The organism is Streptomyces sp. NPDC055013, from assembly GCF_053608645.1.
This window is the reverse complement of record NZ_JBSGVW010000003.1, coordinates 265,902-284,981: the sequence shown is the minus strand read 5'-3', so window position 1 is coordinate 284,981 and position 19,080 is coordinate 265,902. Positions and strand designations below refer to the sequence as shown.

The 19,080-nt window shown below is 68.6% G+C and carries 20 protein-coding genes and 2 tRNA genes; 5 read left to right on the top strand and 17 right to left on the bottom strand.

Features of this window, described 5'->3' with window-relative positions:
• Positions 1–8 precede the first annotated feature (8 nt).
• Genes ACWGDB_RS05985 through ACWGDB_RS05965 form a run of 5 tightly spaced genes read right to left on the bottom strand, consistent with a single transcriptional unit; the run spans position 9 to position 3,656 of the window.
• Complete coding sequence (locus tag ACWGDB_RS05985; RefSeq protein ID WP_453821271.1) at positions 9–1,283, bottom strand: class E sortase; 1,275 nt, start codon at positions 1,281–1,283, stop codon at positions 9–11.
• Positions 1,280–1,918 carry an aminodeoxychorismate/anthranilate synthase component II gene (locus ACWGDB_RS05980; RefSeq protein WP_383608351.1) on the bottom strand — a complete coding sequence of 213 codons (639 nt, stop codon included), beginning with the start codon at positions 1,916–1,918 and terminating at the stop codon, positions 1,280–1,282. The genes ACWGDB_RS05985 and ACWGDB_RS05980 overlap by 4 nt, the downstream gene beginning before the upstream one ends.
• Entirely contained in the window at positions 1,915–2,112 is a 198-nt protein-coding gene (locus ACWGDB_RS05975) for a hypothetical protein (protein ID WP_164905044.1), read from the bottom strand. The genes ACWGDB_RS05980 and ACWGDB_RS05975 overlap by 4 nt, the downstream gene beginning before the upstream one ends.
• Positions 2,113–2,129: 17 nt before the next feature.
• On the bottom strand, positions 2,130–2,855 hold the full coding sequence (locus tag ACWGDB_RS05970; protein ID WP_453821359.1) for a class E sortase: 726 nt from the start codon (positions 2,853–2,855) through the stop codon (positions 2,130–2,132).
• A gap of 24 nt (positions 2,856–2,879) precedes the next feature.
• Positions 2,880–3,656, bottom strand: a complete 777-nt coding sequence (locus tag ACWGDB_RS05965; RefSeq protein ID WP_453821270.1) for a DUF881 domain-containing protein — start codon at positions 3,654–3,656, stop codon at positions 2,880–2,882.
• A gap of 141 nt (positions 3,657–3,797) precedes the next feature.
• Here ACWGDB_RS05965 and crgA point away from each other — a divergent pair, with 141 nt between their 5' ends.
• Entirely contained in the window at positions 3,798–4,052 is a 255-nt protein-coding gene (crgA, locus tag ACWGDB_RS05960; RefSeq protein ID WP_328425900.1) for a cell division protein CrgA, read from the top strand.
• A gap of 350 nt (positions 4,053–4,402) precedes the next feature.
• On the opposite strand, the gene ACWGDB_RS05955 is transcribed toward crgA, so the two are convergent.
• Entirely contained in the window at positions 4,403–5,290 is an 888-nt protein-coding gene (locus ACWGDB_RS05955) for a rhomboid family intramembrane serine protease (protein ID WP_453821269.1), read from the bottom strand.
• Between the two features lie 103 nt (positions 5,291–5,393).
• Positions 5,394–5,927, bottom strand: a complete 534-nt coding sequence (locus tag ACWGDB_RS05950) for a peptidylprolyl isomerase (RefSeq protein ID WP_453821268.1) — start codon at positions 5,925–5,927, stop codon at positions 5,394–5,396.
• Between the two features lie 326 nt (positions 5,928–6,253).
• Here ACWGDB_RS05950 and ACWGDB_RS05945 point away from each other — a divergent pair, with 326 nt between their 5' ends.
• Positions 6,254–6,955 (top strand): DUF5324 family protein, encoded by a 702-nt coding sequence (locus ACWGDB_RS05945; RefSeq protein ID WP_453821267.1) that lies wholly within the window; start codon positions 6,254–6,256, stop codon positions 6,953–6,955.
• A 158-nt stretch (positions 6,956–7,113) separates the two neighbouring features.
• Here ACWGDB_RS05945 and ACWGDB_RS05940 read toward each other — a convergent pair whose 3' ends face one another.
• The 4 genes from ACWGDB_RS05940 to ACWGDB_RS05925 form a co-directional block, all read right to left on the bottom strand.
• Positions 7,114–7,956 (bottom strand): hypothetical protein, encoded by an 843-nt coding sequence (locus tag ACWGDB_RS05940; RefSeq protein ID WP_453821266.1) that lies wholly within the window; start codon positions 7,954–7,956, stop codon positions 7,114–7,116.
• Positions 7,940–8,584: an RNA polymerase sigma factor gene (locus ACWGDB_RS05935; RefSeq protein ID WP_453821265.1), complete on the bottom strand. Its 645-nt coding sequence runs from the start codon at positions 8,582–8,584 to the stop codon at positions 7,940–7,942. Before ACWGDB_RS05935 ends, ACWGDB_RS05940 begins: the two co-directional genes overlap by 17 nt.
• The gene (locus tag ACWGDB_RS05930) at positions 8,581–8,763 is read right to left on the bottom strand and encodes a hypothetical protein (RefSeq protein WP_369276492.1); all 183 of its coding nucleotides are present in this window, start codon (positions 8,761–8,763) and stop codon (positions 8,581–8,583) included. Before ACWGDB_RS05930 ends, ACWGDB_RS05935 begins: the two co-directional genes overlap by 4 nt.
• A 416-nt stretch (positions 8,764–9,179) precedes the next feature.
• Positions 9,180–9,252: transfer RNA gene (locus tag ACWGDB_RS05925), tRNA-Ala, on the bottom strand.
• Between the two features lie 181 nt (positions 9,253–9,433).
• On the opposite strand from ACWGDB_RS05925, the gene ACWGDB_RS05920 reads away from it, so the two are divergent.
• On the top strand, positions 9,434–9,982 hold the full coding sequence (locus ACWGDB_RS05920; RefSeq protein ID WP_328880513.1) for a DNA-binding protein: 549 nt from the start codon (positions 9,434–9,436) through the stop codon (positions 9,980–9,982).
• A gap of 201 nt (positions 9,983–10,183) precedes the next feature.
• A complete protein-coding gene (locus ACWGDB_RS05915; protein ID WP_453821264.1) occupies positions 10,184–11,905 on the top strand; it encodes a serine/threonine-protein kinase in 1,722 nt (573 codons plus the stop codon).
• A 221-nt stretch (positions 11,906–12,126) separates the two neighbouring features.
• Here ACWGDB_RS05915 and ACWGDB_RS05910 read toward each other — a convergent pair whose 3' ends face one another.
• Positions 12,127–13,437 (bottom strand): hypothetical protein, encoded by a 1,311-nt coding sequence (locus ACWGDB_RS05910; RefSeq protein WP_453821263.1) that lies wholly within the window; start codon positions 13,435–13,437, stop codon positions 12,127–12,129.
• A gap of 251 nt (positions 13,438–13,688) precedes the next feature.
• The gene (locus ACWGDB_RS05905; RefSeq protein ID WP_003999697.1) at positions 13,689–13,817 is read right to left on the bottom strand and encodes a DLW-39 family protein; all 129 of its coding nucleotides are present in this window, start codon (positions 13,815–13,817) and stop codon (positions 13,689–13,691) included.
• A gap of 337 nt (positions 13,818–14,154) precedes the next feature.
• On the opposite strand from ACWGDB_RS05905, the gene ACWGDB_RS05900 reads away from it, so the two are divergent.
• Complete coding sequence (locus ACWGDB_RS05900; RefSeq protein ID WP_453821262.1) at positions 14,155–14,532, top strand: DUF6344 domain-containing protein; 378 nt, start codon at positions 14,155–14,157, stop codon at positions 14,530–14,532.
• Positions 14,533–14,604: 72 nt separating this feature from the next.
• On the opposite strand, the gene ACWGDB_RS05895 is transcribed toward ACWGDB_RS05900, so the two are convergent.
• The 4 genes from ACWGDB_RS05895 to gyrA all read right to left on the bottom strand — a co-directional run bounded on the left by ACWGDB_RS05895 (position 14,605) and on the right by gyrA (position 19,052).
• The gene (locus ACWGDB_RS05895) at positions 14,605–15,348 is read right to left on the bottom strand and encodes an AAA family ATPase (protein ID WP_453821261.1); all 744 of its coding nucleotides are present in this window, start codon (positions 15,346–15,348) and stop codon (positions 14,605–14,607) included.
• 80 nt (positions 15,349–15,428) lie between these two features.
• Positions 15,429–15,505, bottom strand: a tRNA-Ile gene (locus ACWGDB_RS05890).
• A gap of 136 nt (positions 15,506–15,641) precedes the next feature.
• A complete protein-coding gene (locus ACWGDB_RS05885) occupies positions 15,642–16,442 on the bottom strand; it encodes a DUF3566 domain-containing protein (protein WP_383608320.1) in 801 nt (266 codons plus the stop codon).
• 18 nt (positions 16,443–16,460) lie between these two features.
• Positions 16,461–19,052: a DNA gyrase subunit A gene (gene gyrA / locus ACWGDB_RS05880; RefSeq protein WP_427843618.1), complete on the bottom strand. Its 2,592-nt coding sequence runs from the start codon at positions 19,050–19,052 to the stop codon at positions 16,461–16,463.
• Between the last annotated feature and the right edge of the window lie 28 nt (positions 19,053–19,080).

The window sequence follows — 19,080 nt, the reverse complement described above, 5'->3', positions numbered from 1 at the left end:
ATCTGCCTTTAACTGACGAGCGCATCCGGCTTGCCCTTGCTGCGCGGCCGTTCCTCGACCATCTTGCCCCAGACGATCATCCGGTACTTGCTGGTGAACTCCGGCGTACACGTGGTGAGTGTGATGTAGCGGCCCGGCCCGGTGAAGCCCGACCCCGGCGGGACCGGATCCAGCACGCTCACGTTGCTCGGCGATGTCACCGGCAGGATCGACGCCATCTTGTAGACGTAGTACTTGTCCTGCGTCTCCACGACCATCGCGTCGCCCTGCGCGAGCCGGTTGATGTACCGGAACGGTTCACCATGGGTGTTGCGGTGCCCGGCGAGCGCGAAGTTGCCGGTCTTGGCATCGGGCATCGCCGTCTTCAGTTTGCCCTCGGCGTAGTGGCCGACCATGCCCCGGTCGAGCACCTTCTTGTTGCTGATGCCTTCGGCGATCGGGACGACTACGTCCAGCTTCGGGATGTGCAGGATGGCGAAGCCCTGCCCCGGCTGGAAGGTTCCCGGGTTGCGCTTGCCGCTCGCCCAGTCGTCCTGGAGGCTGCTGGCTTCCTTGTCCGCCTGGGCGTGCGCGCGGACGTTCGTCCACCACAACTGGTAGCTCACGAACAGCAGCATCAGCACGCCGGTGGTGATGAAGACCTCGCCGATCGCCCGGCTGGCGAGGACACCCGCGCTGGGCTTGCGTGCCCTTGCCTGTCTGCGTGCCTCCATGCGCGAGAGTGGGGCCTGCGAGGGCTCCGAGCCCGTCTCGGCGGGTTCCGACGCCGCATGTGAGCCACCATGGCGCCCGTGACGCCGCTTGGCGGCCTTTCTGCGGGCCGCACGGCCGCCTGTAGGGGTTCCTGTGGCGGAAGCTGCGGAGGAGGCGTCAGAAGCCGATACGCGGCCGCCGAGGGGCGGCGGATCAGCTACCCGCAGGGCCACCGTCTCGTCGTCCGGGGGCGGTATGTACGGCTCTGCATACGGTTCCTCGTACGGCTGTCGGGCCGCGGCGGCCCCCTCGGCGCCGTAGCCCTCGGTGCCGGGGTTCTGCGTGCCGTACCCGTCGGTGCCGTAGGTGTATCCGCCGCCGTAGCCGTCGGCGCCGTAAGACGCGGCGCCCTGCCCCTGCCCGTGAGTGACGTGGCCCTCCCCGCCGTACCGCTCCCCGAGCGCACCATCCGACGCCCCGTACGGCTGCTGCCCGTACGAGGTGCCCTGGTCGCCGGCGCCGCCGTAGGAGTCCGTGAAGGACTCCCCGTACGTGGCGCCGGACTCGCGCTCGGGGCGCAGCGCGGTCACGCCGTGGCCCTGCCCACCACCGGGGCGAGCCCCGTCGACCTCGCCACCGCGCCCTGGTCGCCGCACTCCACCAGCCAGTTGGCCAGCATCCGGTGCCCGTGCTCGGTCAGCACGGACTCGGGGTGGAACTGCACGCCTTCGACGGGAAGTTCACGGTGGCGCAGGCCCATGATGATGCCGTCGTGCGTCCGCGCGGTGACCTCGAGGTCGGCCGGCACCGTCTGCGGCTCGGCGGCCAGCGAGTGGTAGCGGGTCGCGGTGAAGGGCGTCGGCAGGCCCGCGAAGACGCCCTTGCCCCCGTGCTCGACCAGCGAGGTCTTCCCGTGCAGCAGCTCGGGCGCACGGTCGACGACACCGCCATACGCCACCTGCATCGACTGCATGCCGAGGCAGACCCCGAAGACGGGCACCCCCGTCGAGGCGCAGTGGCGCACCATCTCGACGCAGACGCCGGCCTCCTCGGGCGTGCCCGGGCCGGGCGACAGCAGGACGCCGTCGAAGCCGTCCTGCGCGTGTGCCGTCGACACCTCGTCGTTACGCAGGACCTCGCACTCGGCGCCCAGCTGGTAGAGGTACTGGACCAGGTTGAAGACGAAGCTGTCGTAGTTGTCCACGACGAGAATGCGCGCGCTCACTGGTTGTCCACCGTCACATCGTTGAAGGGCAGAAGCGGTTCGGCCCACGGGAAGACGTAGTTGAACAGGACGTAGACCACGGCCACGACCAGAGCGAGCGAGAGCAGCGCCCTCACCCACGCGTTCCCCGGCAGATGCCGCCAGATCCAGCCGTACATGCCGTCCCTTCCGTCGCACCACGGCACCAGACTCACGCCGTACAGCCACCAGACTAACGGCGCAACGCCTCCGGTTTCCCGGCCTCCACAGGCTGGGTGGAGTCGAGATGGGCCCACACGATCAGCCGGTGACTGTGCCCCCACTCCGGATCGCACGTGGTCAGGGTCAGATAGCGGCCTTCACGCGTGTACCCCGACTTACGGGGCACGGCGTCAATCACCTCAATGTCGGAGGGCACGGTTTTGTAGGGCCCTTTGTCGATCCGATACGTGAACCAGGTCGTCCCGTCCGTCAGCACCACCGCATCGCCGGCCCGCAGCCTCGGGAAGTCCTTGAAGGGGTCGCCGTACGTGCGCCGGTGGCCGGCGACCGAGAAGTTGCCCTTCTGGCCGAGCTGGGCGGTGTTCGCGTAGTGGCCGAGGCCCTTCTTGAGGGTCTTGGTGGCGGTGCCTTCGAGCACCGGCTTGTTCCACGTGAAACCAAGGCGCGGGATGTACATGATCGCGAAGGGCTTGTCCGCGGTGTACGGGGCGGGCTTCGGCGGACTCGTGGTCGCGCCCGGAGTCGTGGCGCTGCCCGGACTCGCCGATCCTCCGGGGCCCGCGGGCGTCGGGCGTACGGCCCCCTGCGCCCACTGGTCCTGTAACTGATCGATCTGGTCGTCCATGACGGTGTCGGCCTTCACACCGGTCCAGAACAGTACATAGACGACAAAAAGGACGATCACGGTGCCGACGGTGACGCACAGTTCGCTGACGGTCCTGACGACGACGCGCACCGGCAGCTCCAGAGAGGGGCTCACTCACTCCACGGGCTTGGCGTACTGCAGATCCACTGTGCCCGAGTAACCCGGCAGAGTCACCGTCCCGTCCTCGGTGACTTTCCAGCCGAGGCCGTAGACATTGACGTACACCATGTAGTTCTGAATCGCCGTCGAGGCCGCGAGCGCCTGCTGCATCTTCTCCGGATCACCGACCGCCGTGATCTTGTACGGCGGTGAGTAGACCCGGCCCTGGAGGATCAGGGTGTTGCCGACGCAGCGGACCGCGCTGGTGGAGATCAGCCGCTGGTCCATGACCTTGATGCCCTTGGCGCCGCTCTGCCACAACGCGTTCACCACGGCCTGGAGGTCCTGCTGGTGAATGACCAGGTAGTCGGGCTGCGGCTCGGGATAGCCCGGGAGCTTGGCGGTGGCGTCCGGCGGGGCGTCGTTGAGCGTGACCGAGATCGCCTCGCCGGTCAGCTTCTGCGTCCCCGCGTGCTGCTCCAGGGCCGCCAGCTTGTCGTCCTCGGCCTTGGTGCTGCCGTCGTCACGCTCGGCCAGGGCCTCCACGTCGTCCTGCAGGGCCGCGTTGGACTCGCCCAGCTCGCCGTTCTTGTGGCTGCGCTCGTGGATCAGGTCCGAGAGCTTCAGCAGCGAGGCGTCCGTGCGGATATTGGTGCCCTTGGCCGTGTTGAAACTGGTGAAGAAAATGAGCCCGGCGAGAGCGAAGACGGCCGCGGTCAGCACGCGTACCGGCCGGAATCGGCCGCGTACAGGGCTGGATCCCGCCCCGGGGGAGTCGGCAGAATTGCTCAACGTACCCTTATCTCCTTCGGCGCCGCGGAAGCACTACGCTAACGGACGCCCGGGGGAGCAATCAGAGTCCCCTTGTACGCTGCCCCGAGCCAGCCACAGTTCCCTGCGCGGCCACGCAGCGCATCGACAGGAGAGACCCTCGTGCCGAAGTCACGTATCCGCAAGAAGGCCGACTACACGCCGCCGCCGTCGAAGCAGACGACCGCGATCAAGCTGAACAGCCGCGCCTGGGTCGCGCCCGTCATGCTGGCCATGTTCCTCATCGGCCTCGCCTGGATCGTCGTCTTCTATGTGACCGACGGTTCACTGCCCCTCGACGCGCTGGGCAACTGGAACATCGTCGTGGGCTTCGGCTTCATCGCCGCCGGCTTCGGCGTCTCCACTCAGTGGAAGTAGCGGTCGAGGCGACAGCCTGAGCGGCAGCCGACATGGCATGCGACATGGCGGCCGCTTCGCGGTGAACGGAGCTCTGCCCAGGGCTATCCGTTGAGTTATCCACAGCCTTGCAGCAATTTCCACAAGCTGACTGGGGAAAAGACGACGATCTGTGGATAACCCATCGGACGTTGACGCCGGTATGACAGCCACACCGGTCACCCGAAGGCATCTCGAACGCACGTACGCCCCCTGTCTGACCTGCGGAAACGTAGGGATCGGACAGGGGGCGAAGCTGTTCCCACACCGTGCGCACAAGATCCGCCACACGCTGTGGACAACGGTGCCGCTCACGTGGATAACGGCACGGCTCAGGTGAGCTGGAGCGTTCTCAGTACGGTCACCAGGACCACCGCGGCCAGCACCAGCGCACATGTGCCGTACTGCACCAGCGCCCGACGCTCGCGGGGGGCGTGAACCATGGCGTACCCGATGATGACGCCGGCGACGAGGCCGCCGATGTGGGCCTGCCAGGAGATGTTGAATCCTGGGGCGAAGGTGAAGATCAGGTTGATCGCCAGCAGCGCGATGATCGGTCGCAGGTCGTAGTTGAGGCGCCGCATGAGGACTGCTGTCGCGCCGAAGAGACCGAAGATCGCACCGGAGGCGCCGAGCGTGGCCGTCGTCGGGGAGGCCAGCAGATAGGCCAGGGCACTGCCCGCGAGGCCTGAGCAGACGTAGAGCGTGATGTAGCGGGCACGGCCGAGGGCCGCTTCGAGGGGGCCGCCGAGCCACCACAGGCTGAGCATGTTGAAGGCGAAGTGCCAGATGGCCTCATGCGTGAACATCGAGGTCACCAGGCGGTACCACTCGCCTTCGGCGACTCCCTGGGTGGGATTGAAGGGGGCGGGGGGCCAGGTGCCGATGAGGACGAGGTCGTTCAGGAACGCGGTGCTGGTCTGTACGGCGATGAAGACCGCGAGGTTGATACCGATGAGGATCTTCGTCAGCAGGCGCGGGTCGGCGACGATGCTGCCGCCTGCGATGGTGCGCGGGCGGGCGGCGTCCGCGGCGTGTCCGGTGCCGGAGCCACCGCGGACGCAGTCGGGGCACTGGAAGCCGACGGAGGCGCTGACCATGCATTCGGGGCAGATGGGGCGCTCGCAACGGGTGCAGCGGATGCCGGTCTCGCGGTCCGGGTGGCGGTAGCAGACGGGCAGGCTCTGCGCGTCCTGCGGGCTACCTGCCGGCTGGTCCATGAGGGTCCCCTAGGTCGTCGTACGCGATGCACGTCCTCATACATCGCCCCGCTCATCCTTACGGACGAGCGGGGCGATTGGTTCCCTGCGGGACGTGTCGGACTCAGCCCTCGCGGGTCTCGACGACGACCGACTCGATGACGACGTCGCTGACCGGGCGGTCGGTGCGCGGGTTGGTCTGGACGCCGGCGATGGCGTCGACGACCTTCTGGCTGGCCGGGTCGGTGACCTCGCCGAAGATGGTGTGCTTGCGGTTCAGCCAGGTCGTCGGGGAGACCGTGACGAAGAACTGCGAGCCGTTGGTGCCCGGTCCGGCGTTGGCCATGGCCAGGAGGTACGGCTTGTCGAAGGCGAGGTCCGGGTGGAACTCGTCCTGGAACTGGTAGCCGGGGCCGCCGGTGCCGTTGCCCAGGGGGTCACCGCCCTGGATCATGAAGCCGCTGATGACGCGGTGGAAGACCGTGCCGTCGTAGAGCTTGGCCGTGGACTTCTCACCGGTGGTGGGGTTCGTCCACTCACGCTCGCCCTTGGCGAGTTCGACGAAGTTCTTGACCGTGATCGGCGCGTGGTTCGGGAGGAGCCGGACCTCGATGTCGCCTTGGTTGGTCTTCAGGGTGGCGTAGAGCTGCTCGGCCACGATCTGCCTTCCGTTGTCTTCCTGTGACCCCACGATCCTCGCACGTACGGCGACATCCGTCCCCCGACGGTCGTTCACCGGTACGCAACCGGGCGGATTGCTTGCAGAAAAGCCGACGAGTCGGTCCGTGGCGGGGGCGCGACGCGGAGAACCGTGGCATTGTCGACGACAAGCCACCGTTGCCCCGCATTGGTCCGTTATTGCACTTGATCAAGCTCATCGGCACCCAAATGCCCGCCCTCACATGCCGCGCAGCGTTCTGACAGGCATGATCCGTAAAAGTGTGGAAAGTCGAATTACCGTACGCCACCGTGGAGGAGGAACCCGTGACCCGCATCGACAGCGTGCGCGCCGCGACCGGCTCGGCGAAGGACAGCGTGCTGCACGCCGCGGAAGTGGTGGCGCCCTACGCCGACACCGCCAAGGACAGGGCCGCACACTACGCACACGAGGCACGCGTACGGCTCGCGCCGAAGGTGACACAAGCCACCGAGCAGGCCCGCCTGCAGTACGGCGTGCATGTCGCGCCGCGCTTGGAGCAGGCACTGGCCCATGTGCCGCCGGGCGTCGACAACGCCGCGCATGAAGCCGCCGTCCGTACCCGTAAGGCTGCCCGGCAGGCCGCCGACTACTCCCGTCCGAGGCTCGAGCAGGCAGTGGCCGCGGCCGGACCCGTCAGGGATGAGGCCACCGCGCGCGGTGTGGCCGCTGTGGCCGCGCTGCGCGGTCAGGTCTCACCGAAGGAGATCGAGAAGCTCGTTCGCAAGCACGAGCGGCGTGCCAGCGCCGGCCGTGCCTTGAAGGTGCTGGCGGTGCTCGGCGCCCTCGCGGGCGGAGCGTTCGCCGCGTGGAAGTGGTGGGACAAGCAGGCCAACCCGGACTGGCTGGTCGAGCCTCCCGCCGCGACCGAGGTCCCCGAGTCGAACCGTCTCACTTCGGTGGACGGCAGCGGCAAGTCCGTCCTCGATCCCGAGGTCGAGGCGAAGGAGGCCGAGGAGGAGGCCGCCCGGCGCGACGACGGCCGGTAGGACGAGGGCCTGCGAGACGAGGACCGGTCATGCGAAGGCCGGTTTTACGAGAGCCGGTGATGTGAAGGTCCAGCTCCGGCTGGGATGTTGAACTGCGCCGTGGGGCGGGAGACTTGAGGGTCTCCCGCCCCACGGCGTTGTTTCACGTGAAACGCCGGTCACGTCCGCCGGCGCGATGGCAGGGGGGCGAGCCTGCGGCCACGCCGCGCGGTTTCCTGCACCACCGGGGCCGGTGTGGCGAGGGCGCGTATTCGGTCGGTGAAGTCGGGGTCCGGCAGTGGCAGGTCCAGGTCATCGTCCACGTAGGCGACGGCGGCGGGGATGTAGTGCAGCACGGCGCTGACGGGGTCGGGGACGGGTGGGCAGTCGGGCTTGAGGGCACGCAGGACGCGGAGGGTGGTGCTGATCTCGTCCTCGGGCTCGGGGCCGGAGTCCTCGATGCGGATGGCGGCTTCCACACCGGCGGTGCCCTCGCCGTGCGGGTCGTCCGACTCGGGCCGGACGCTGCGGGCGTACCGCGCGTGCTGGGTCTGCCACCAGTCGGCGACTCCGGGTTCGCCCAGGGAGCGGTGGTGCAGATAGAGGCAGTAGCTGGCAGCGGAGTCGCCGGCGCCCGCGGCGTACTGCCACCAGAAGCGTGCCGACTCCTCCCGCGCACAGAGCTGAAGCATGCAGCCGAGGACACGGGCTCCCGGCGGCTGGGGCAGGGCTCGGGCGAGGAACTCCTCGAGATCAGCGAGGGCGTCGGTGTGGGTGATGACCGTCTCGCAGAGGGTCTGAAGGTCGTCGGCGGCGGAGCGTTCGTCGGCCGGAGGAGCCTGGCCCTGCGCGGTCGACGGAGCCTGGCCGGCGGTGACGTCTGCCGGGTTCGGGTCGGTGGGGTGCAGGAAGGAGGCGGCGCGCGCGGACAGGCGTACGGCCGCCGCCTCTATGGCTGCCTTGGCGTAGGGCGGACGGAGGAGGCGGGCCCGGCCGAGCAGCTCGTCAATCGGCGATGTCATCGGCCTTCCCTTCCTGTGCATTCCCTTCCTCGGCCTGCCCTTCCGCGCCCGTGCAGGGCTCGGCGTCAGTACGGGATTCCGCGAGGCTCTTCTTCACGCCGTACGCGTGCTGGAGGCGCCGTTTGGCGTGGCGGACGGTCGAACGCACGCCGGCCGGGGTGATCCCGAGGGCGGCGGCTATCTCGACCGCGCTGTAGCCGAGCCCGAAGTGCAGGAGGACCACGTCCATCTGACGCGGCGGCAGCTGGCCGATCTCCGCGTAGAGGTTGAGGCTTTCCTCGAGTTGGCTGATGGGGTCCACGGCCCGGTCCAGCGCCACGGTCTCGAAGGCCTCGCCGATGAGTGCCGGGCGGCGGTCGCGGGTGCGGGAGTGGTCGATGGTGCTGTTCTTGAGCACACGCCAGGCATACGCGGCTGGGTTCTCCTTGGACAGCACGGTGCTCCACGCCTTCAGCAACTGCTCGAAGGCGGCGTCGACGGCTTCCTCGGCGTCGTGCCAGTTACCCAGCCTGGACTTGGCCCAGTTGACGTACAGCGGCCGGTACATCTGGTGGAAGGCCTCGAAGTCCAGCGGCAGTTTCTTCATCCGCGGGGCGCGAGCGGCTTGGCTCGGCAGGTCCTGACTCACGACGCCTGCCCCTCGTGGTGTGGGCTGTTGGCGCCCTCGGGGAGGTCGCGCCGCATCTCGCTGATGCCCGCCCGTACTCCGGCCGCGGCCAGCCGACGCAACAGAACGACCGCGTCCCGGCCGAACACCCGTAGGGCGAGCGCCGCCAGGATCACCTCACCGGCAATGTCCATCGTCACTGTGCTGTTGTGCCTTCCTGATGCAAGGCGAGGCCGCTCAGCACCCCCGGTGGGCCTCGGGACGGCGTGTGTTTACGCCCTCCGCCCACGATGACGTTTGCAACGGCCCGTGTGTGCAAGTCCCGCACAGATTTTCTTAACGGAGCGCATCCTTCTGATTACGCCATCACGTTCACGCCAGCTCACACACGGCCTCGGCAGGCGAGCCCGCCACCCTGGCGCCACGTCCGCCACCTGCGCACCAACCCCGGGGGCTCCACCCATCCCACGTATTTGCGCAAACGTCTGCAACGACCTCACCGGACCGTCACGTGACACACGTCACTCAGGACATGGCGTGCATCGGAGAGTCCACCGGAGACCAGGGCATACAAAAACCGGCCAGAGGCGACGAGGCATCTGACCGGTCCGGAGTGTGGAGCCTAGGGGAGTCGAACCCCTGACATCTGCCATGCAAAGACAGCGCTCTACCAACTGAGCTAAGGCCCCGGAAGGGGAGCAACCAACCGGAAGAACCACGTACCGGCGGGCGCCGCAGACCAGAGTACCGGGTCGCCCCCCGTATCTCGCAAAAAGATTGGGGGTCCCGATGAACGACCACTCTCCGTAAGATGCTCGGCGTGGTTCGCTACAGCGAACCGCGGTTTTGGGGAAGCGATGGGGAGACGCAATGGACGCCGCACAGCAGGAAGCCACCGCAAGAGCGCGGGATCTGCAGCGGAACTGGTACGGGGAGCCGCTGGGGACGCTCTTCCGTAAGCTCATCGACGATCTTGGTCTCAACCAGGCTCGTCTCGCGGGGGTACTGGGACTGTCCGCACCGATGCTGTCGCAGCTGATGAGCGGCCAGCGGGCGAAGATCGGCAATCCCGCCGTGGTCCAGCGGGTTCAGCTGCTGCAGGACCTGGCGGGGCAGGTCGCGGACGGCAGCGTGAGCGCGGCGGAGGCCACCGAGCGCATGGAGGAGATCAAGAAGTCGCAGGGGGGTTCGGTGCTGAGCAACACGACGCAGACCACGAGCAGTTCGGGTGCGCCCACGGTCAAGCGGGTGGTCCGTGAGATCCAGTCCCTGCTGCGGTCGGTGGCGGCCGCCGGGGACATCATCGACGCCGCGGACACCCTCGCCCCCACCCACCCGGAACTGGCAGAGTTCCTCCGGGTGTACGGCGCCGGCCGGACCTCCGACGCGGTCACGCACTACCAGTCCCACCAGAACTGACGCCGGAGCCCGGTTGCCGAAGGGGGTTCGGCAACCGGGCCGACGGCCTACGTCCTGAGCGGGCACGAGCGGGCATGAGGGAGCCGCGGGAGTGTCTCGCCGTGGCTGGGCGAGAAAGGGAGTCAGCGGAGGGGGAGTCGTATCGCTCGTCGAGGGGGAAGCAAGGGGGGGTAGTCGGAGGGGGAGGAGCGACGCACAGCCATGGGTGAGGTCTTCGCCGGCCGGTACGAACTGGTCGACCCGATCGGACGCGGAGGCGTCGGCGCCGTCTGGCGTGCCTGGGACCACCGCCGCCGCCGGTATGTGGCCGCCAAGGTGCTGCAGCAGAGCGACGCGCACTCGCTGCTGCGGTTCGTCCGCGAACAGGCCCTCCGGATCGATCACCCCCATGTGCTCGCGCCCGCCAGCTGGGCCGCCGATGACGACAAGGTCCTGTTCACCATGGACCTGGTGGCCGGCGGTTCGCTGGTCCATCTCATCGGCGACTACGGTCCCTTGCCGCCCTCCCTGGTCTGCACGCTCCTCGACCAGCTCCTCGCGGGGCTGGCCGCGGTGCACGCGGAGGGCGTCGTCCACCGCGACATCAAGCCCGCCAACCTGCTCCTCGAAGCAACCGGCACCGCCCGCCCACGGCTGCGTCTGTCCGACTTCGGCATCGCCATGCGGCTCGGTGAGCCGCGCCTGACCGAGACCAACCTCGTGGTGGGAACGCCCGGTTATCTCGCGCCCGAGCAACTCATGGGTTCGGAACCGGACTTCCCGGCCGACCTGTTCGCGGTAGGACTGGTCGCCCTGTATCTGCTGGAGGGCGCCAAGCCCGACGTCAAGGCGCTCGTCCAGTACTTCACCGCGCACGGAACTCCCGGTGCGCCCAAGGGCATTCCCGAACCGCTGTGGCAGGTGGTGGCCTCGCTGCTGCAGCCGGATCCACACGCGCGTTTCCGCACGGCCACGGGGGCACGCAAGGCCCTCGCATCGGCCGCCGAACTCCTTCCGGAGCCGGGCCCCGACGACGAGCTCATCGAGATCTTCGACCAAATCGGTCCTCTGCCACCGGGGTTCGGGCCGGACGGGCCGTTCAAACGGGCACCCGGCGTCGAGGAGGGCACGGGAGGCTCGCGCCAGTTCGGCGCGGGCACGACCTCGGGCTCCGTAGGGAGGGCCAACACCGGCTCTGTGTCCACGCCTACCGGCACCGGTTCGGTGGCGAGCGGCACCGGACACATGGCCGCCGGCAACGGCACCGGCTCGGGCACGGCCCCGAGTGATCCACGCCAGGGCGTGGCCGGACCGACCCGGACTCCGACTCCGACCCCGGCTTCGGCTTCGGCTTCGGACGTCACGCCATCCCAGTCCCCACCCGGCGACGGAAGCGACACGGCCGGGCAAGACGGGCGCCTCACCATGTCGGACACCGGCAGCTTCCACCTGCCACCCCCTCAGGACACGTCCTCCTCCCTCCGGACCCAAGCGCCCCCGCCACAGCCCCACCCAGCACGGGGCCACGATCACGCACAGGGCCAGGTCCAGGGCGAGCCCGGCCGGGCACAAGGCCAGAGAGAGACCGGCCAGGCACACCACGGCGCGCAGCATCACGCGCCCCACGCCTCCCCCTACGACACCACCCACGTCCTGTCCTCCCCCCACCCACACACACCGCAGTACCCGTCTCAGCCCCCGACGCCGGTGCAACACCAACGCGTCGATGCCTCTACTGCTTCGTACACCGCTCAGAGCCCGCAGGTTCCACCTTCAGCGCCCCCAGTTCCGCAGCCACACCGCCGCGGCGGCCACCGCGCCACCCGCCGCGCAGCCCACGGCGTCGCGCGCCACCCCGGCCCGCCCGCCAAGGTGGCGATCCCGCTCCTGCTGCTGGCGCTGGCCTGTTACGCCGTGGGTTTCTGGGCGCTGGCTCGCATCTGAGTCGGTTGAGGCCGCCGAGGCCGCTCTGAGTCGGTTGAGAGCGCTGAGGCCGCTGAGGCCGCTCTGAGTCGGTTGAGAGCGCTGAGGCCGCTGAGGCCGTTGAGGCACCTAAAATCACCGGCCGGCGCCCGGGCCCCGCCGGCCTTCACACCCCACGGGCCCACCCAATGGCCGTCGAACCCACAGCCCGAGCCTCACCCCCGCCCTACGCCCCACCCGCCCTACAGGGCCCCAACCCTCCGCCGAGCCACCACCATCCACACCCCCAGCACCACCAGCACCACAGTCCCCGCCCCGATCCCACCCACCGCGAGCAGGGTCATCGCAGCGTCACCGTCGCCCCCGGCCCCGGTCTCCGCAGCCGCTCCCGGATCGCCTCCACCAACCTCAAAGACGCCCGGCGGCTCGGACTCCCCCGCATAACCGGGACCCGACTCGGCCGAACCCCCCACCCGCACACGCAACGTCAGCGGGAGCCGCCCGTCGCCGTACTTCTCGGCCACCTCGGCCGCGAGGTGCACCACGAGGTAATAGGAACCGGCGAATCGCATGCCGCTGACCCGGTCGGGCACGGCGTACCGGTTCTCGTACGCGACCGGCGGCAGGGGATCGATCTCGACGGCCTTCTGACTGCCGTCGTAGTTGGTGCTCGCGTCGTCGACGAGGCCGCGAGCCGGGTTGTAGAGCGAGAGGTCGAGGGCACCGACCGCGATGCCGTCACCGTCGGCCGAGCTGCCCAGTTCGGCGGTGGCGTACAGCTGGCGTCCCCAGGTCAGCGGCACCTTGTAGAAGAACGTCCGGCCGGGCTCGATGTCGGCACTCCAGACCCCCTCGCCGACGGACACCGCCGAGGTGAAGCCGGAGCCGCCCTCGCGGCGCACGCCCTCACCCGTGAGCGGGGCGGGTGAAGCGGAGTCCCACGCCTCGGGGGCACTCGTCGCGCCGGTCTGCTCCAGGGACGGCTCGGAGGCGGCGAAGAGCTCCAGGTCCCAGGTGTCCGGCGCGGAACTCGCCGTACCGACGCGCTCGACGACCACGTAGTAGGTGCCCGCGCTCTTGCAGCGAGACGTGTTGGCGGAGACCTCCCGTGCCGCCCACGCCGCGATGGGCCGTGGGCTTTGGACCACGCGGAACGTCTCGGTTCCGAAGGAGCAGGAGCGGGCGTCGGCGTCCTGCACGGAGACCCTGACGCCGTCGCTGGCGGAGACGGTGCTGCCGGGGGCGGGGATCGCGGTCGCGGAGACGTAGGTGTCGGAGGTGGCGTCGAGGGCGAGGCGGTAGTAGATCTTCCCGTCGCTCGGGAGGGAGCTCTTGTACGTCGCTCCGGGGGTGAGGCGTGCGGCATCCGCGGTGCCTGCCCCGCCCGAGACGGGCCGGGCGTCCGGCGCGAAGGCGTATGGGCTGGGCGTGCCGGCCGCGAAAGCCGCCCCGCTCGGCAGTGCGGCGGTCGTGCACAGCAGCAGTGCCCCTACGACGGCCGTACGCGCGTGTGCCGAGGAGTGACCGCGAGGCGGGTTCGCATCGCTCCGCACCCACGCACCTCGCCGCACTCCCGCGCGGCGCCACCACGCCGTACGCCGCCGCCTCATCACGCGCCACCCCTCGCCGCCGCCGGACCATGGACTCGCCCATCCTGCCCAGCCCGGCAGCCCTGCACCCACGCAATCCGTACGACTGTCCGATACGCCCGGCTCTAAGGCCTCCCGGCCACTCCCGCAACCCGAGCACACAAAACCCCGACCGCATCGGCGGCCGGGGTCTGTTCAGATTCCGAAGTGGTGACTCACGAACCCGTGGGCACGGAGTCAGTCGCCTCCGTCCACAGATCCTGCTCGGCGCGATCCGCCTGGATCTGGCGGTACACGAGGAGCCCGCCGATGGCGGCCAGTGCGACCAGGAGAAGCTTCTTCACCGCGCGACCTCGTCTTTCCTTGACGTAGGGGACCTCTGGCGCCCGACTATACACACCGACCGATATCGATCGGTGACCTGCGTCGGGGCTCAACTGCCCTCCGGAACAGCGCAGTAGAAGCGGATGACATCGCTCCGATCGGAGGGTGATCACACCCCGACAGACGGTGACTTCGCTCCCCTTCTTCCGACTTTCGGCACTCTTCCCGTCTCTTGCGCCCATTCGAGTGGTGTTCATCTGAAGATCGACGCGTCATGGGCGTCGGTCCATGACTTCTCGGTCCCCATACACATCATGAGGAAAGTACGCAAATCGCCCAACCCGAAAGTGAGGGGCCATGACCAGGAACAAGGTCATGAACCTGTGGACGGCCATCGTCACCGCGTTCCTCGCGCTGTGCACAGCGCTCGGCTTTGTCACATCGACCAGCGCTGCGGCGGTGCCGCACACCGAGACGTCACGCAAGAGCGGCAGCGACGACAGCGACCGCAGCGCGGAGCTGACGGTGCCTGCGATGCCAAACTGGGCGTGGTCCTACGCCAGAGCACTGCCCCCCACGATGAAGCAGCGCATCAGAGCCGAGGCCCACGGCAAGACCCCCAGCTGCCGGCACCGACCGCTGACGGAGACAGAAGCGGCGACGCCCCCCTCGGCCCCCCGAGAATGCGTCCACGCCGGCCCCCCGGCGCAGCCCCTCGTGCCACACCAGCGTTGAACCGACGGCCCACCCCGAGCCGTCACCCCTTGCCCCAACGCGCACCATCCCGTAAAAAACGCCACGGCGTGCTCACCCCTCATCGACAATGTGCCGGAGATAGGCCCATGGATCGTTGAGATAGCGCCGCCAGTGGTCGACGAGCTCCAGATCCCGCCAGCCGGCGGGACGCATTCCGTGGTCACCCACCTCGATGATCTCGGCGCCAGGCAGCGCCGTCAGCACGGGTGAGTGCGTCGCGCAGATGATCTGTGCGCCGGAACGCCCCAATTCATACAGCAGACCCACGAGTTGAAGACAAGAAGCGAAGGACAGCGCAGCCTCGGGCTCGTCCATGACGTACAGCCCCGGCTCCTGAAACCGCTCGCGGAAGGCCATCAGAAAGCCCTCGCCGTGGCTCATCTCGTCCGCGGCCCCGGACAGCCTTCCCGTCTTCTGCTCCCGGTCCAGCGCGTCCAGCGCCGTCTCCGCCCGCAGGAAGAAACCTCTGCGGCGCGTACGAGGCCCCTGCAGCATGCGCCGACCGGCCGGCGTCGGCTCGAACCGGATCCGCCCGCCCAGCTCCGACGGCTCACGCCAGCTCGCGTACTTGTAGCCCGCGGATCCGCCCCAGGAGTCCAGGCCGAAGCCCTCCGCCAGCGCCTCGACGAGGGTCGACTTGCCCGAGCCGTTCTCCCCCACGAGGAACGTGACCGGCGCGGTGAACTTCAGGCCGCCCTCCAGCAGCTGCCGCACGCACGGCACCGACCAGGGCCACTGGCTGCCTTCCCCCAGCTCGCCCTCGGCAACATGCGCGTATGCCCGTTCGACGATCATGCAGCCAGGCTCTCATCCGGCACTGACAATCGGGCCACGGCAAAAGGCCACCCCCTCATGTGAGGGGGTGGCCTTTTCGCTGGTGGGGCTAACAGGATTTGAACCTGTGGCCTCATCCTTATCAGGGATGCGCTCTAACCAACTGAGCTATAGCCCCGCCGCGCTCTGCGGTGTGTCCCGCGCGCTGACTCCTGAAGATTAGCGCACGACGTGGGCAGTCCCAAAATCGGTTGTCGGGGGACCGTCAGGAGAGGTTTGAAGCCGCCTTTGAAGCCACCCTGGGGCGGCAACGGTCACTCGTCCTCCGCGAGCGTCAGCTCGACGCCGCCCACGAAGCCGGCGGAGAGGTTGTAGATGAACGCGCCGAGGGTCGCCAGGGCCGTCGCGAGGACGACGTCGATGACCGCGATGATCGACGTGAACATCAGGACGTGCGGCAGCGAAAGGAAGGCCTGCAGGTCGAAGCCGTTCGACTCGTTCGAGCCGGTGGCCTCGGAGATCGTGCCGCCGACCGTCGAGAAGACGCCCATGGCGTCCATGACCATCCAGAGCACCGCGGACGCGACGATCGTGCAGATGCCCAGCGCGATGGAGAGCAGGAAGCTGACCTTCATGACCGACCACGGGTCGGCCTTGGCCACACGCAGACGCGCCTTGCGGGTGCGGGGCGTCGTACGGGCACCCGTGCGCGGCCGGCGTACCGCGCTCTCCGGGGCGGGCGTCTGGTAGGCCTGCGGCGGGTGGTAGGGCCCGGCGGACTGCTGCGGCTGCCGTTCCCCGGGCAGCGGCGACGTGGACGGCGCGGAGGCCGCCTGCTGGGCCCCTGAGGGCTGCGGCTGGGGCTGGGCGCCCGGAGCGGCCGAGCCCGCCGCGTACTGCTGGGTCTGCGAGCCTCGGGTGTCCGTCACGGGTCCCCCCTGGGATCCAGGTGCATCGGGCGAGGGCGAGCCCTTCGCGGGCGACTTGATCGCCTTCAGCTGGGTGGTGTGCGGGTCGTTCGCAGGCGCGGCGGAGCCACGGCCGCCGCCCGTCTCCGAACCGGCTGTAGAACCGGTCGAGGTACCGGACGATCCGGCGCCCGTGGCTCCGCTCACGATGACTCTCTCCTCGTGCTACTCGGCCGAGGGCGTTTCACCCTCGTCCGTGCCGGTGGTCGCGGCACCCTCGGCGATCTCGTCGACGACGATGTCGCCGTCGACCTCCTCCGCCTCGCGTCCCGCCTCGGCGTTACGTGCGATACCGACGACGGCATCGCGCTTGCCCAGGTTGATCAGTTGGACGCCCATGGTGTCACGGCCCGTCTCCCTGACCCCGTTGACTCGCGTACGAATCACACCGCCGCCCAGCGTGATGGCGAGGATCTCGTCGGCCTCCTCGACCACCAGCGCACCGACGAGCGATCCGCGATCCTCGACGATCTTGGCGGCCTTGATGCCGAGGCCGCCGCGACCCTGGACGCGGTACTCGTCGACGGGAGTCCGCTTCGCGTACCCGCCGTCGGTGGCAGTGAACACGAACGTACCGGGTCGAACAACATTCATCGAGAGGAGCTCGTCTCCCTCGCGGAAGCTCATGCCCTTGACACCCGAGGTGGCGCGGCCCATGGGACGCAGTGACTCGTCGGTGGCGGTGAACCTGATCGACTGTGCCTTCTTGCTGATCAGAAGCAGATCGTCGTCGGCCGAGACGAGTTCGGCACCGATCAGTTCGTCGTCGGAACCGTCCGCCGTTTCCCGGAGGTTGATCGCGATCACACCACCGGAGCGCGGCGAATCGTAATCCTTCAGAGGCGTCTTCTTCACCAGACCCGCCTTCGTGGCGAGCACCAGGTACGGCACCGCCTCGTAGTCGCGGATGGCGAGGATCTCGGCGATCGCCTCGTCCGGCTGGAAGGCGAGCAGGTTCGCGACGTGCTGCCCGCGCGCGTCACGGCCGGCGTCGGGGAGCTCGTACGCCTTCGCCCGGTAGACGCGGCCCTTGTTGGTGAAGAACAGCAGCCAGTGGTGGGTCGTCGAGACGAAGAAGTGGTCGACGATGTCGTCTTCCTTGAGCTTCGTGCCCCGTACGCCCTTGCCGCCGCGCTTCTGCGCCCGGTAGTCGACGGTCTTGGTGCGCTTGACGTAACCGCCGCGCGAGACCGTGACCACGATGTCCTCTTCGGCGATGAGGTCCTCGATGGACATGTCACCGTCGTAGGGGACCAGCATGGTCTTGCGGTCGTCGCCGTACTTCTCGACGATCGCGGCGAGTTCCGCGCTGACGATGCCGCGCTGACGGACCGGCGAGGCGAGGATCTCGTTGTACTCGGTGATCTTCGCCTGGAGTTCGTCGTGCTCCTGGACGATCTTCTGGCGCTCCAGGGCGGCCAGTCGGCGCAGCTGCATCTCGAGGATGGCGTTGGCCTGGATCTCGTCGATCTCCAGGAGCTCCATCAGGCCCGTGCGCGCGATGTCGACGGTGTCGCTGCGCCGGATCAGCGCGATGACCTCGTCGATGGCGTCCAGGGCCTTCAGCAGGCCGCGCAGGATGTGCGCCCGCTCCTCCGCCTTGCGCAGGCGGAACTTCGTACGACGGACGATGACCTCGATCTGGTGCGTCACCCAGTGGCGGATGAACGCGTCCAGGGAGAGCGTGCGCGGGACGCCGTCGACGAGCGCCAGCATGTTCGCGCCGAAGTTCGTCTGCAGGTCCGTGTGCTTGTAGAGGTTGTTCAGCACGACCTTGGCGACCGCGTCCCTCTTGAGCACGATGACGAGACGCTGACCGGTACGGGAGCTGGTCTCGTCGCGGACGTCGGCGATGCCGCCGATCTTGCCGTCCTTCACCAGGTCGGCGATCTTCTGCGCGAGGTTGTCGGGGTTGGTCTGGTACGGCAGCTCCGTGACCACCAGGCACTGGCGGTTCTGGATCTCCTCGACCTCGACGACCGCACGCATGGTGATGGAGCCGCGGCCGGTGCGGTACGCCTCCTCGATGCCCTTACGGCCGACCACGAGGGCGCCGGTCGGGAAGTCGGGGCCCTTGATGCGCTCGATGAGCGCGTCCAGGAGCTCCTCGTGCGAGGCTTCCGGGTTCTCCAGGTACCACTGGGCGCCGGACGCGACCTCGCGCAGGTTGTGCGGCGGGATGTTGGTCGCCATACCGACCGCGATGCCCGCCGAGCCGTTGATCAGCAGGTTCGGGAAGCGGGCAGGCAGGACGGTCGGCTCCTGGGAGCGGCCGTCGTAGTTGTCCGTGAAGTCGACGGTCTCCTCGTCGATGTCGCGGACCATCTCCATCGACAGCGGCGCCATCTTGCACTCGGTGTACCGCATGGCCGCCGCCGGGTCGTTGCCCGGCGAGCCGAAGTTGCCGTTGGAGTCGACGAGCGGCATGCGCATCGACCACGGCTGGGCGAGGCGGACCAGGGCGTCGTAGATCGAGGAGTCGCCGTGGGGGTGGTAGTTACCCATGACGTCACCGACGACACGGGCGCACTTGTAGAAGCCGCGCTCCGGGCGGTAGCCACCGTCGTACATGGCGTACAGGACGCGGCGGTGGACGGGCTTGAGGCCGTCCCGGACGTCCGGCAGCGCACGCGAGACGATGACGGACATCGCGTAGTCGAGGTACGAACGCTGCATCTCCGTCTCGAGCCCGACGGGCTCGACGCGCAGGGCCAGGCCGTCGTCCTCAGGCGTGACGGGAGTGTTCTCGTCGGTCATTGCTGGTGAAGGTCCTTCCTGGTGCGGT

Excerpts from the sequence above, each read along its gene's own strand:
- ACWGDB_RS05900 (WP_453821262.1), top strand. The coding sequence starts at position 14,155 with ATGACCAGGAACAAGGTCATGAACCTGTGGACGGCCATCGTCACCGCG.
- ACWGDB_RS05915 (WP_453821264.1), top strand. The coding sequence starts at position 10,184 with ATGGGTGAGGTCTTCGCCGGCCGGTACGAACTGGTCGACCCGATCGGA.
- gyrA (WP_427843618.1), bottom strand. The coding sequence starts at position 19,052 with ATGACCGACGAGAACACTCCCGTCACGCCTGAGGACGACGGCCTGGCC.
- ACWGDB_RS05955 (WP_453821269.1), bottom strand. The coding sequence starts at position 5,290 with ATGGACCAGCCGGCAGGTAGCCCGCAGGACGCGCAGAGCCTGCCCGTC.
- ACWGDB_RS05940 (WP_453821266.1), bottom strand. The coding sequence starts at position 7,956 with ATGACATCGCCGATTGACGAGCTGCTCGGCCGGGCCCGCCTCCTCCGT.
- ACWGDB_RS05920 (WP_328880513.1), top strand. The coding sequence starts at position 9,434 with ATGGACGCCGCACAGCAGGAAGCCACCGCAAGAGCGCGGGATCTGCAG.
- ACWGDB_RS05895 (WP_453821261.1), bottom strand. The coding sequence starts at position 15,348 with ATGATCGTCGAACGGGCATACGCGCATGTTGCCGAGGGCGAGCTGGGG.